Annotated in this window: 9 protein-coding genes and 1 pseudogene; 6 read left to right on the top strand and 4 right to left on the bottom strand. The window is 66.7% G+C overall.

Annotated elements, in window-relative coordinates:
* Window positions 1–313 precede the first annotated feature (313 nt).
* The 3 genes from ABZ646_RS25360 to ABZ646_RS25350 are packed head-to-tail and all read left to right on the top strand — an operon-like array spanning window position 314 to window position 3065.
* Complete coding sequence (locus tag ABZ646_RS25360; RefSeq protein WP_360523125.1) at window positions 314–715, top strand: very short patch repair endonuclease; 402 nt, start codon at window positions 314–316, stop codon at window positions 713–715.
* Window positions 712–1707 (top strand): DNA cytosine methyltransferase, encoded by a 996-nt coding sequence (locus ABZ646_RS25355; protein WP_360523122.1) that lies wholly within the window; start codon window positions 712–714, stop codon window positions 1705–1707. The genes ABZ646_RS25360 and ABZ646_RS25355 overlap by 4 nt, the downstream gene beginning before the upstream one ends.
* A gap of 11 nt (window positions 1708–1718) precedes the next feature.
* Complete coding sequence (locus ABZ646_RS25350; RefSeq protein WP_360523119.1) at window positions 1719–3065, top strand: DNA cytosine methyltransferase; 1347 nt, start codon at window positions 1719–1721, stop codon at window positions 3063–3065.
* 18 nt (window positions 3066–3083) lie between these two features.
* Here the strand turns inward: ABZ646_RS25350 and ABZ646_RS25345 are convergent, their stop codons facing one another.
* Genes ABZ646_RS25345 through ABZ646_RS25335 form a run of 3 tightly spaced genes read right to left on the bottom strand, consistent with a single transcriptional unit; the run spans window position 3084 to window position 7135 of the window.
* Window positions 3084–3962 carry a DUF6339 family protein gene (locus ABZ646_RS25345; protein ID WP_360523116.1) on the bottom strand — a complete coding sequence of 293 codons (879 nt, stop codon included), beginning with the start codon at window positions 3960–3962 and terminating at the stop codon, window positions 3084–3086.
* Window positions 3959–4954: a hypothetical protein gene (locus tag ABZ646_RS25340; protein ID WP_360523113.1), complete on the bottom strand. Its 996-nt coding sequence runs from the start codon at window positions 4952–4954 to the stop codon at window positions 3959–3961. The genes ABZ646_RS25345 and ABZ646_RS25340 overlap by 4 nt, the downstream gene beginning before the upstream one ends.
* 3 nt (window positions 4955–4957) lie before the next feature.
* Entirely contained in the window at window positions 4958–7135 is a 2178-nt protein-coding gene (locus tag ABZ646_RS25335; protein WP_360523110.1) for a helix-turn-helix transcriptional regulator, read from the bottom strand.
* Window positions 7136–7670: 535 nt separating this feature from the next.
* Here ABZ646_RS25335 and ABZ646_RS25330 point away from each other — a divergent pair.
* Window positions 7671–7877 carry a hypothetical protein gene (locus ABZ646_RS25330; protein WP_360523107.1) on the top strand — a complete coding sequence of 69 codons (207 nt, stop codon included), beginning with the start codon at window positions 7671–7673 and terminating at the stop codon, window positions 7875–7877.
* A gap of 207 nt (window positions 7878–8084) precedes the next feature.
* Here the strand turns inward: ABZ646_RS25330 and ABZ646_RS25325 are convergent, their stop codons facing one another.
* On the bottom strand, window positions 8085–8279 hold the full coding sequence (locus tag ABZ646_RS25325; RefSeq protein WP_360523104.1) for a hypothetical protein: 195 nt from the start codon (window positions 8277–8279) through the stop codon (window positions 8085–8087).
* An 87-nt stretch (window positions 8280–8366) separates the two neighbouring features.
* Here ABZ646_RS25325 and ABZ646_RS25320 point away from each other — a divergent pair, with 87 nt between their 5' ends.
* Window positions 8367–12842: a DEAD/DEAH box helicase gene (locus tag ABZ646_RS25320; RefSeq protein ID WP_360523128.1), complete on the top strand. Its 4476-nt coding sequence runs from the start codon at window positions 8367–8369 to the stop codon at window positions 12840–12842.
* Window positions 12839–13324, top strand: a pseudogene (locus ABZ646_RS25315) (UvrD-helicase domain-containing protein); the annotation flags it as partial. The gene ABZ646_RS25320 and the pseudogene ABZ646_RS25315, both read left to right, overlap by 4 nt.
* Between the last annotated feature and the right edge of the window lie 69 nt (window positions 13325–13393).

Here is a 13393-nt window from a genome sequence, read left to right as displayed (position 1 = left end):
CCGGCATCCGCCACGGCTGGATCCGCAAGATCAAAGACGCCACCTACACCACGGCCTTGACAACACCCAACACCCCTTAACTACGCGGCATTGGGTCAAGGGTGGCCCGCAGGGCCATCGGCGAAGCCGACGCGAAGCGCCCTTGAGACGGGCCGCGGAGGCACGACACTGCCAAAGAAGCGGGCGGCCACTCTGCCGATGACGCCCGCTCCAGTGAGGCGAGTCCTTCTCCGGCTACACGCCGAGCCGCCTACGCCGGCAAGATGATCCCGTGCCGAACGTCGTCCCCTCCTCTCTTGCCGTTTCCGCCCGCATGAGCAAGCAGGTGAGCAAGGACACGGAGGCCGAGCTCGCCGTGCGCCGGTTGTTGCACGCGGCCGGACTGCGCTATCGCGTGGAGTACCCCGTGCCGGGCATGCCCCGGCGACGGATCGACGTGGCCTTCACTCGGGCCAAGATCGCGGTCCTCATCGACGGCTGCTTCTGGCACGGCTGTCCTCAGCACGCCACTCATCCGAAGGCCAACGCCGACTGGTGGCGCCGCAAGCTGGATCGGAACATGGCCCGCGACCGGGAGACGACCGAGCATCTGATCGCGGAAGGCTGGACGGTGCTGCGATTCTGGGAGCACGAGGCTCCTGGGGAAGTGGCCGCGCGGGTGGTAGCGGCTGTGGAGCAGCGCCGGACGGAAGGGACCAGGGGGAGAAAAGAATGAGTGGACTGACTTTCGTCGACGTGTGCTCCGGGGCCGGTGGACTCGCACTCGGACTGGAGCAGGCAGGGTTCGAGCCGCGCCTGCTGCTGGACGACGACGAACTCGCCGTCGGCACTCTGCGGGCGAACCGACCGCACTGGAAAGTGCTCCACACCGACCTGCTGGACTTCGACCCGGCCGAGCACCCCGTGAGCCACGACGTGGATCTCCTCTCGGCCGGCCTGCCACGGGTGAAGTCGAGTGCGACCGTGGGACGTGCGGATTCACATGCCGAAGAAGAGTTGCTGAGGGCGACGGTCTATCTGGTCCATGCGATCAAGCCTCGTGCGGTACTCATCGAGAACGTTCCCGGGCTCGCGCACTCGGACGCCTACCAGCAGTTTCGTGACTTCGCGCGAGCCGAACTGGCACACCTCGGGTACGAGTTCAGCTGGTTCGTGGTGAACGCCGTCGACTTCGGCGTACCCCAGAACCGCAAGCAGGGCGTCCTGGTCGCCATCGCGCGCCAGTGGGCCGGGGCGTTCCGGCCACCCACACCGACGGTGCAGCAACCGATGACGGTCGGTGCTGTTCTGGAGCCCTCCATGGCCTCGCGCGGTTGGCGGGACGCCGCCCGTTGGGCCGCGCAGGCCGACCGACCGGCTCCGACCCTGGTCGGCGGCTCGAAGAACCGGGGCGGCGCGGACCTGGGGCCGACGGGAGCCAAGCAGACCTGGGCGACCATGGGTGTCAACGGTCACACCGTAGGTGACGAGGTTCCCGACGCGAACTTCGTGTGGGATCCCGAACTCGGCAGAGACCACATGGTGAAAATCACGCCCAGGCAGGCGGCGCTGCTGCAAGGCTTTCCCGAGACGTGGGAGATCACCGGGCGTAAGACCGCTCGGTACCGCCAGATCGGCCACGCGACACCACCGCCCGTGGGCGAAGCGCTAGGGCGGGCTGTCGCCTCCGCGCTCATTCCGGATCCACGATTCCCCTCGGCCGGCTAGACTTCCGCCACATGACCAGCACGGCGTCCCACAAGCCCATCCTCGACCAGCCTCGTATCCTGGACCTCTTCGCAGGTCCCGGAGGACTGGACGTCGCAGGTCACTCGCTCGACATCCCGAGTCTCGGTATCGAGTGGGACAAGGGCGCGTGCCTGACCCGGTACGCCGCCGGTCTGGACACCCTCCATGCCGATGTGAGCGCAGTGCGCAGGGACGCCTTCGAGTCGTTGCCGCCGGAGATCAACGTGCTCGCCGGCGGCCCTCCGTGCCAGACGTACTCAGTGGCCGGGCACGGTGCCGGGCGCCAGGCCTTGGAAACGGTCAAGGGCTACATCGACAGGCTGATGCCAGGTGATTCCGACAAGGAGATCGACGAGGAACTCAAGGGACTCCCCGATCCACGCACCGCCCTGGTCCTGGAACCTCTCCGGTACGCGATTCAGGCAACACGGAGCCCCAACCGCGACAACCGACCGTACGATGTGATCGTTCTGGAGCAGGTCCCCGCAGTGGCTCCGCTGTGGGAGCACTACGCAAAGGTGCTGGCCGAGACGGGGCTGCCCGACGGGACCAGATACAAGGTCGTCGTCGGCGTTCTGGACACCGAGACCTACGGAGTACCGCAGACGCGTTCTCGCGCGGTGTTGATCGCTCGGCGCGAGGGCCTCGGCGCGCCCTCTCTCCCCTTCCCTACACATCGTTCCTACGATGCGAAGGAATGGAACCGCAACAACGCAACGAGCGCTGCCGACCAGGTCCTTCAGCCGACACTTGACGAGGCCGGCACGTCGGAGAGCGATGAGACCAGGCTCCCTTGGAGGTCGATGCGTGACGCCCTCTCGGACCCGGTGGGCTCACATCCGGGACGTGTCACTCCCTTCCTGGTCCGCTCGAATTACGGCAGTTCGGGAATCCCGGGAAGGCGGGGAGTGCGGACCGACCGACAGCCCGCCACCACCGTCACCGGCCGCATCTCGCGCTTCGTGGTCTTCGAGCACCTGAACGAGAAGATCGTCTACGAGGGCCCGCGGTTCAGCATGAACGAAGCCGGGATGCTGCAGAGCTTCCCGCCGGACTATCCGTGGTCAGGTACGGCGCAGGCGCAGCAGGTCGGCAACGCCGTACCGCCCCTTTTCGGTGCGCACCTGCTGAGTTCCGCTCTCGGACTCCCCCAGCCGGAGCCGGAGACGCTGAGGAAGCCGTGGCAGCCGGCCACCGAGGAACAACGGGCCAAGCTGCGAAGCAACGGCTGCGGAGCCGCCGACGCCTGCACCGACAGGTGTCCGCAGCCCAAGGACCAGGTGCCGCCGCCTTCTTCCATGCGTCCACGCAAGACCAAGAAGGCGGCGACGAAGTAGCCCGAGCGCCGCGCCGGGTCAGTCCTCGGTTTTCCTGCCCCTGACCGGCGCGGTCTCGAACAGCTCCGCAAAGTAGTCGGTGAGCGCGACCACGGAATCCTCCGGCACAGGATCCTCGTCGGGCCCCTTCGGGAGTTCGTACCGCTCGACAGGTGCCGCCGATTCCGCTTCCGCGATCCAGTCCCGCAGATGGACGGGGTCGCGGGGCAGGTCGGGCGCGAGGATGTCGTAGATCAGGGTGGCCCCGGCCGCGTTGATCGCGACGCTGAGGCCATCCACCTCTCGGCCTGTGGTGACCAATCCGTTCTTGAGCAGGCGGACCACGGCCTGCGCAGTGGGACGGTGGTCGATTATCTCCTTCTTCAGGACGCTGTGGATGAGGTCCTGGTTTCTGCAGGCTGCCTCGACGGGCTCGTAGTCCGCTCCGTTCCTGAACAGCTCCGCTGCCCACCACAGGCGTGAGAAACACTGTCGGTCGGCAGGTCCCCGGAAGCGCTCCGCGGGGACACGCCTTTCCGGCCTCCTCGCCGTCGGTTCCGAAAGGTGCCGCCAGACCACGTAGTCGGGAGCCACCGCCAGTGCGAGGTGGTTCCACAGACGCTTGTCCGCCGCTTCTCGTCGTCTCAGGCGCAACGTGGCATGAAGCCGTGGCGCGAGCCATGCGTCAGCTCGGGTGCGATCCTCCCGAAACTCGAACATGGCGTCTTCCACGAGGCTTCGGATCGGCTCGACCCACCATCTGGCGTCGTCCTCCGGAAGCGGCTCGACGACCTTGGCGAGGTCGATGCCCGCGTGCACCTGTTCACCCTTGAGCAGCCCCTCGGTGAGAAACGGGTCGGCGGTCGAGGAGTCGAGCAGCGCCAGACGCTCCGGGACATGGCTGGGTTTGGTGATCACGTCTCGCTCTCCCGGTTCATCTGTTCCAGCCCGCGAATGACGTAGGCGAGGGCCTTGGTGGCATCGGCTCGGCGGATCGCCGCGTAATGGATGCGGGTCTGGAGTTCCACCCAGCCCGAGTCGCCGGTGCGACGGCGGTGCACCTGTCGTAGCGCCTCCTCGACGTGTACGCCGGGGACCACGTCCGGGAGCATCTCCCGCAGCACCTCTCCCCGCCAACCGGTCGGGAAGACCGGACCTGCGCCGGGTTCCACCTCCAGGTCACCGATGGCACCGTGGAACACTGCCGTCCAAACGTCGGTGGCCATCTGGGCGACCAAGAGGTCACGTACCTTGCTCTCCAGGGCGGAACCGTTGCTGTCCAGTAGTCCGAGGATCCCCTCGACATCGGTGTTCACGAACACCGTCGGGACCCGGGCGGAAGCGTCCACGGCCCAGGGGGCATCGGCATACGCCTGCAACCATTCCCGCGCACTCTTCTTGAACGAGGCTCTCCGCACTTCCAGTCGGAGCTCCTGAACCGGATCGTCCGAGATCGTGTCGACGACCCAGTTCCGGTCGGTCTCGGCGATGGACCGCCCCCGCACTCCGTCCACCGTCCCCACCGCGTACGCGGCGAGGGAGGCACGCCCCAGGTGGTCGTCACGGAGCACCTCGACGGAGCCCGACCAGTCCCGGCCGTCCTCCGTGTCCCGCGTGAGATCCGTGGACGTACGGGCATTGGTCTCGCCATCGGTCACCACGGCAATGACGCGCAGCTCTGACCAGGCGGCATCCGACGCGTTCGCACCAGGCGGCAGCGTCGCGGAGAGCCCGATCGTGGCGCTCACCCAGTCGGCGTGGCCCGCGATGCCGAGCGCGACGGCCTGCTGCTGGGTGGAGAACGCGGTGGTCTCCAACTGGTCCCGGGTGCCGTCGGGCAGTTTGAGGGAGACAGACGTCACCCGGAGTGTGACCGGCCGATTGAGCCGAGCGTAGGGGTAGGACTTCACGCGTCACTCCCCCTTGCCGGCACGGAGTTCGAGGACGAGGCTCGTGAACATCGCCCTGACCGGATGACTGGTGACGTCGGTGCGGCCACGGAACGTCGCGCGTCGTGTGCCGGGCGGGAAACGCAGGATCCCGTCCTCCACCTCACAGCCGTCGACGGCCACGAGTTCCGCCCAGTCGAGCTTCGGACGACCACCGGAGCGCACGTCCAACTGGGCCACCGGCGCCATCGGGACGATCTCGTCGCCGCGCGGGATCTTCACCTCCGCGGTGATCCGCCACTCTCCTTCGTCGCCGATCGTCGCGTCGAGTGCCTCCAGTTCCGGCACTACCGGCCCCGTGGGCACCTTGGCCTTCGGCTTCTTCTTCACGGTCAACGCCTTGCGCAGGGCCTCGCCGCCCTCGGCAGCGCCGCCCCCGCGCTTCGGTCGTGCGACGAGTTCCTTGACAGCCTTGTTTGCCTCGGTGGTCAACGCATTGATCCGCCGATACGCCGAGGGCGACCAACGCAGAGCCAGTTCTTCCGTCTGCCCCCACCGGTCGTGCTCGGGCGGTTCGGCCGCCCTCAGGAACTCCTCGGCCTCGGTCGCGAAGGGGGCCGATTCACCGGCGGCCTCTCCCACCAAGAGGACCGCCTGAAATGCATTGGTGCCGATAGGCAGGTTCGGGACCAATGCCTTCTTGACGGTCATACGGTTGCCTCGTAGCGAATGCATCTGGTTCTTCGACCCGTTCTTCTTCTCCTCGCCGTCGCTCATGACATCGGTGACCAGCAGGATCGCCTGGTGCGTCCCAAGAGTTCCGCCCTTTGGGCCTCCGGACAGCGGCAGTTTCAGCGGAATGCTCCGCGCCACCACCTGACCGGCCTCGGTGAGCCGATCCACGGTGACGCCCTCGTAGTGCGCCCGCAGGGCACGGGTCCTGGAAGGCTGCTCGACGGAAGGGTCGACCTGCTCCTCCTCCACGACGACTTCACCGTTGCGCATCGTGCGGACAGATGCCTCCAGGAGCGGAAGCCTGCCGCCCCCGCCGGTCATCGCGGCCCAGAAATCGCGCCCCAACGCCTCGACCAGACGGCGGTGCATCCTGCGAATGTCGCGGGTGTCCTCGCCGCCTTCCTCTTCCTCCCCATCCACGCCCCCATCTTCATCATCCTGGGACGCGCGTTCGTCGAGGCTGGCCACGTCCTGGGCGCCGACGACGAGGAAGGACGTGCCCGGTTCGTCGCTGTCCCGGGTGAGATGGAGACGGGCCACGGTCTCCTCGTCCGCCCACCACGAGCGGGCCACCTCGGCACCGGGGGTATCGGGGTCCGGCCGTCCGAGCCAGGCGGGACCCGCGTACGGCACACCCTCTACCTCCCGCCAGGGAAGTTCCAGGCGGCCGATGACCCGCCGCTCGGTACGCCCTTCGTGGGGCTCCGACAGGGTGGAGTTGACGAGTACGAGGCCAAGCGCACTGGTTGCCCAAAGCGTCGCCTTCCCCAGGCCGTACGAACCCCCCGCGCCGGGTCCGGACTTGAGGCTCTCCAGCTGACGCCTGATCACGGCGGCGAACTTGCCGTCCTCGTAGTCGTCGCCGGTGAGACCCGACGCGTTGTAGTCATCGATGCGCAGCAGGACGAGGCGCCCCTTCTCGTACATGTCGCGCACCCCGGCATCCACAACCCGGCCGACCTTCTGATTCCCGGCGGCCTCCGAGACAGCGGAGTAGTGCGGGAAGAGGTCGTTCCAGAGGATCGCGTCGCGGAAGTCGTCCAAGAACTTCCCCGTCAGCTCGTGCAGGGTGTAGCGGACCCTGACGGGGCGGCCTGTCTCCTTCCGGCGCTCGTCGAGGCTGTTCTGGCAGGTCTCGCGGGCCAAGACCTGGACGTCGGCGTCGAAGGCGAAGGCAGCGGCATTGCCCAGGTCACGGCCACCGTCGCGGTAGCCGGGGCGGTGGTACCAGAAGACCGGGAGGCCGGCCTGGGTGTCGGTGGTACGGGTGTGCACCGTGCCCACATCCGTGCCGAGCGCCCTGGCGATGTCTGTCATGACGGTCGGGCGGGGAGTCGACCTGCCGGTGATCCAGGCGGACACGGCAGCCCGGGTCAGCTCGAGCTCGTCGGCCAGTTCGGCCTGCGTCTTGCCCGCGAGCTTGAGTTGTCGAGCCAACCAGGGCCCGAACTCCTCACCTGTTTCCACGCGTTGCCTGCTCTTTCATCGGTCCCATGCTCCTCGCATGTCGTGGACCACGAGGTTAATTTGACACACGCGACAGCGTCAACCAACAGTTGATCGAGCCCGATCGCCCCTGCTGCTTCGTCCTCGTGTCCAAGTTGCCTCAAATGATCAACTTTCGCCCTCTATGCGCCATTTCCGCAAATGGAAGGATCAACTCCCCTCGTTCAAGCGGAAGTTGTGCTTGCGCATTCGAGTGACGATCGATACCGTCGTTGACGATGGGGATTCCATCTCGCTCACAAAACCCGAAATCGGGAGAGCCGGGCGACAAGGGGAGAAGTGCGCCCGAAATCTAGCCACACACGCCGCCGGACCCCAAACGGAAGCATCTTCTGAAAAGGACTGGCCATACGAGACTCCGGCCCCCTAGCTTGATTCATCGGAAGGAAGTCTCAGCCCGAAGTTCCAACTTTCTCCGTTCCATTCCACACGGGGGCGCGTGCTCACATACACCCCTGTGCAACTGCACGATGCGACCTAAGGGGTGTATCACTCGATGAATGAACAGGACGACGACGAATCGTTGGACTCGCAGCGGGACTCCAGTTCATTTTGGTTAGAAATCATGATGGCAAGTAGCAAGGTCGAGGCCCGGGAAATTCTTTTGCGTTTCGACGTGCCCGAAGAGGAATTCGCCAACCGGTTCCCCTCCTTGGCGAAGCTGGTTCAGGGGCTGCCGGACGAGTCCGATCCCCCGGCCTGATTCAGCACATCGCAGGCCGAAGTATCAGTCTCGCAACAACCAACGTCTTCCCCGTGAGCCCGCCGCTTCACGAAGGCACTGTAGAAATCACGACCAGCGCCACGACGAACATGGGCCGGCCGACGATGCCGACGGTCGGCCCGCCGTTCGATTTTTCACCCGGACCTTTGACACCCCAGGAGCGCAGTAGCAGTGCTGTCTTCGCCCTCACCGGTAATCCAAACCGTTCTCGAACAGTCCTCGCGCGTCCTGCAGACTTACGCCGTGGACCCTGGCCTCGTGGCCGAACACGCCAATGGTGAGCGACGTATCACCCAGGGTGGATATGGCGACCGCCAGCTTTTCGAACTCGTTCAGAACGCGGCGGACGAAATGACCGAAGAGGAGGGCGGGCGAGTTCATGTCATCCTCACGGAAACCCACTTGTACTGCGCGAACGAGGGCAATCCGGTGACCCCGGAAGGCGCGGAGACAATTCTTCGGATGAGTATGTCGAAGAAGCGTGGGGGCCAGATCGGTCGTTTTGGAGTGGGTGTCAAATCGGTTCTCGTGGTGACCGATGCACCGGAATTCTTCAGCAGCACCGGAAGTTTCGGATTCGACCGCGCCTGGTCGTACGAGCAGATCAAGGCCGTGCCTGGCATGACGGCACGCTATGGCCCGGAGTTCGACGCCCCCGTGCTGCGGATGGCCCGGCCTCTGGACGTACAGGCCGAGCGCGCCTCCGATCACGTCCTCAACGAGCTGCTGAGCTGGGCCACCACCGTCGTTCGCCTGCCTCTGCTCCCGAAGGCCGACGACCGGCTGGGCCAGGACATGCACGGCGGACGTGGCAAGGACCACGGCGAACCCCGCGAGGAGTTCCCGGCCGGCTTCCAACTCTTCTCGCCGCACGTCGCGAAGGTCGTGCTGGAGGACCGCCGGCCCCGGCCCATGGCGCGTCGGACGCTGACCGCCCGGCAGAGCGGCGACCTGCACACGGTGGTCGAGGAGCGGACAGGGAAGGCCGTCACCACCGACCGGTGGTGCGTGTTCACCACCCGCCACGAACCCGGTCCGGCGGCCCGCAACGACGCCGGAGAGCTGCACGACCGGATCTCGCTCGACCTCGCGTGGGCCGTCCCGGCCCTGGAGAAGGATCGGGAGAGCGGCCTGTACGTCAGCCCGCAATCACGTGGCCGCGGGAAGTTCTGGTCTTTCTTCCCGACCAAGTACGAGATGTCGCTGAGCGGCATCCTCAACGGCGCCTGGAAGACGAACGAGGACCGGCAGAATCTCCTCGACTCCTCGCCCTTCAACCAGGAGATGATCCGAGCGGCGGCACAGCTGGTCGTCGAATCGCTCCCGGCTTTGGCAACCGTCGAGGACCCGGCCGCCTACCTTCCCCTGCTGCCCGGCCGTGTGAAGGAGGCGATCAGTTGGGCGGACGAGTTCCTCACCGAAGAGATCTGGATGCGTACCGCGGTGAACGCATCACTTCCTGACCAGGACGGCGTGCTGCGCGTGCCGACAGAGCTGCGGGCGCATCCGCGTCCCAAGGATCCTCGGAAGGAATCGAAGTCTCTCCTACGTTGGCTTCGGTTGTGGCACGAGTGCCCGGACCGTCCGGCGAACTGGCTGCATCCGAGCGTCGAAGCGAATTCTCTGCGCTCCGGCAAGGTCGAGCACATCCTGGATGCAGCCAAGCACCAACGATCCGACGTTCGCGAGTGGTTGGAGGCCCTTGTCGAAAGCGGCACCGCGCAGGCATCCGCGACGGCAGTCCGCATCCTCGCCGACATGATCGAAGTGGGGTCGCCGTTCGTCGAGGACGCCCGCAAAGCCCACATTGTCCTCACCGAGGAGCATGGTTTCATCGCACCTGTGCACGGCAAGGTCTACCGTCGCACCGACCAGGACGGACTGCGCGAGTCCCTGGTGTACGTGGTCGACGAGCTCGCCCAGGACCCCTCGCTGGCGCACGCGCTTGACGTCCTGGGCATTCGGGAGGCCGACATCGAGGGGCGGTTCGACAGCATTCTCGATCAGGGCTTCGACCACTACGGCCAGTCGGACTGGGAGCGGTTCTGGGAGCTGTTCCGTCAGGCAGGCGTTCGTCGCCTGGGGCACAAGGTCCTGGAGCGAGTGCCCGCTGTGCGCTCGACGCTGCGGGTGCGTACCGCCGACGGTAGGTTCCGACCGGTCGAGGACTGCATGCTGCCGGGTGTCGTGGTCGACGCGAAGCGGGACCCGAGCATCGCCGTCGACATGGCGTTCCACTCCGATGACACCCCCTTCTTCTCCCAGGTCGGTCTGCGGGAACGACCGTCCGGCGGGATCCGGCCCCAGGAGGGCGAGGCGTGGTACGACGAGTACCGCGAAGCCCTCCACACCTCCTACCTGCGCCGCCTGGACAGCAGCGCCCCGCGGCCCGCGCTGAACCGGATGAAGACCGATGGCGCCCCGATCGGCGGCCCGCTCCACCTCTTCCGCGCTCTCTCCGAGGAATCCCGCGCCGCCTTCCTTAAGGTGCTGCCCGACGACGCCGTGGTGGACAACTGGACGCGCCAGATCGGTACGCAGACCAACACCCGGCAACCAGTCGCCTCACCGATCCGGTGGATGCTGTGGAAGTACGGGACGGCCGTCACCTCTCAGGGGATCAAACCGCTGAAGGAGGCCGTCGGCCCTCAGCTCTCCGCCTACCGCGACGTATTGCCGGTGGCCGAGATCTCTTCGGAGAAGGCCCGTAAGTTGAGGCTCCCGACCACCGTCGACGAGGTCCCCACCGACCGCTGGAACGCGCTCCTCGACGAGGTGACCCGCAGCGAGGACGACTCCTTCGTCGGCGCCACCTACGTGATGCTGACCCGGTTCGGCGCGGACTTCCCGGAGGACTCGCTGACCCGTTGCCGGACCGGTGACACCTGGGAGACGCGACCCGACAGCGAGATCACCGTCGCCGTCGGCACAGCTCAATACCAGGCGCTGCGCGCCGAACAGCTCCCGGCACTGCTCGTACCGACTGCCGACGACGCCGAGCTGATGATCGAGAAGTGGGGCATGCTCCGCTATGCCGACGTGATCAGCCTGGAGACCCGTGAAGTCACGGACGGCGACCCCGTTCCCCTGGTCGAGCTGTTCCCCGCCCTGCGGCAACGCCTGAACAGCGGGAACCGCAACAGCTTGGTGCAACGGTGCAGCGAACTGGAAGAGGTCACCCGCACACCGAACGGCACGCGCACCTCCCCTCTGGACGCCGTGCGCCAGGACAGCACCGTCAAGGTCCGTGTTCCTCTGGACCCTGAGCCGATGCTGCGACTGATCGACCGCGAACTTGGCCTGGGCCTCGGTGCCGCCGGTTGCCGTGCAGTGCTGGAGCACCAAGACCGTATGGCACGGGACAGCGAGCTCAAGGCGGCGCAGAAAGCGGTGCGTGAGGCCAAGGACGTCGTGGCCAAGATCGAACTGCTGATCGGCGCGGACCCGCTTCGGGCCGGCCTCCCCGAGGGGTTGATGGAGGCCGAGTTGCAGGCGACCGACGGAGTGGAGCCGTCCGGGCACCGGATCGCGCAGATGGCGTTCAACGCCCACGGTGACGGGGTGCTCCACCAGCACGCTCGGGACATCCAGGCGCGGTTCCCCAACGCCCCGGTCGGATACAAGGGCTCGTCGGCGGCCATCGCGTTCGTCTCGGAACTGAGGCTGCCTCTCGCGTTCGCCGGTTCGAAGACTCCCTCCCCGCCTCCGTTCGAGACCGTCGAGGGACCCCGGGACTTCCCGAGCCTCCACGAGTACCAGGAGGACCTGGTCCGGAACGTCTCCACCATGCTCGACCGACTGGCGCCCCAGCGCGGCATGTTGTCGCTGCCCACGGGTGCCGGCAAGACCCGGGTCACCGCCGAGGCCGTGATCCGATGGGTAAAACGGGTCGGAGACCTCAAGGGACCGCTGTTGTGGATCGCGCAGACCGAAGAATTGTGCGAACAGGCCTTCGAGAGTTGGAAGTTCGTCTGGAGCAAGGTCGGAGCGGAGCGTCCGCTCACCATCAGTCGTCTGTGGAGCTCCTACGAGGTCGGCGAGGTCGACGACCATCCCCACCTGGTGATCGCCATCGATGCCAAGCTGGAGCGGTGCCTCGCCACCGATCAGTACGCCTGGCTGCGCCAGGCCGCACTGGTGATCGTGGACGAGGCGCACACCGCGACCTCCAAGCGATACACCGAGATCCTGGGCCAGTTGGGGCTCACCCAGTACGAGACCGGGCGGCATCTGCTCGGCCTGACCGCCACCCCGTTCCGGAACCGCAACGAGGACGAGACCCGCCGTCTGGCCGGCCGCTTCGGCAATCGGCGACTCGACGAAGGGGTCTTCCCGTCGGGCGACCCGTATCGCGACCTCCAGGACTGGGGCATGCTCGCCCAGGTCGAGCACCGCACCCTTGAGGGCGGCCATATCGAACTCACCCGGGACGAGAAGACACACGCCGATCGCATGGCCGTGCTCTCCCGTTCCGCCGAACAGCGGCTCGCCGACGACCACGCACGCAGTCTCCGCATCGTCGACTCGGTGGCCGAGCTGCCCGACGGCTGGCCGACCCTGCTCTTCGCCACCTCGGTCGACCACGCCAAGTACCTTGCGGCCATGCTCAACGACCGGGGCATCTCGTCCGCCGCCGTGGACTCGACGACCAGCACGCAGGACCGCCGCAATCGCATCGAGAACTTCCGAAACGGACGTATCCAGGTCCTCACCAACTACGGTGTGCTCACCCAGGGATTCGACGCTCCGGCCACTCGTGCCGTGGTCGTGGCACGGCCGGTCTACAGCACCAACGTGTACCAGCAGATGATCGGTCGCGGACTGCGCGGACCACGGAACGGCGGCAAGGACACCTGCCTGATCCTCAACGTCAGCGACAACATCGCCAACTTCGACACCGACCTCGCCTTTACCGAGTTCGAGCACCTCTGGAGCCGGAAGTGACCGACGTCTACCAGGACAGCCCTCCGCTCACCGACGAGCAACTGGCCGTCGTCGAACAACCCTGGGACGCGCGTGTCCTGGTCACCGCGGGCGCCGGAGCGGGGAAGACGCACACCCTGGTGCGCCGGCTCGACGCACTGTGCGGCCAGGAGGACCCGGACCAAGCGCTGGAGGCGGCCGAGATCCTGGTGCTCACCTTCTCCCGAGCCGCCGCCCGGGAGCTGCGTGAACGGATCTCCAGGCACGGGGCACGAGCCCACAGGGTGCGCGCCCGCACCTTCGACTCCTGGGCCTACGAGGTGCTCCTCCAGGCGGAGCCAGGCGGCGAGTGGGGAGCGGTCGACTTCGACGAGCGGATCGCCGCCGCGACCCGCGCCATCGAGAAGGGCGCGCTGGAGGTCGGCGACGCGGTGCCACCGGCCCATGTCGTGATCGACGAGGTACAGGACCTGCTGGGTGGGCGCCGCGAACTGGTGGAGACGCGGGCCGCGTCCACGGCGACCTCGTCGGCGACGGTGAACAGCCCGTTCAGGTCACTGACCTGCCGCCCG

The sequence above is a fragment of the Streptomyces sp. NPDC007162 genome (assembly GCF_040634175.1).
In the GTDB taxonomy this organism is placed as follows: domain Bacteria; phylum Actinomycetota; class Actinomycetes; order Streptomycetales; family Streptomycetaceae; genus Streptomyces.
This window is presented reverse-complemented; position numbering and strand designations above follow the sequence as displayed.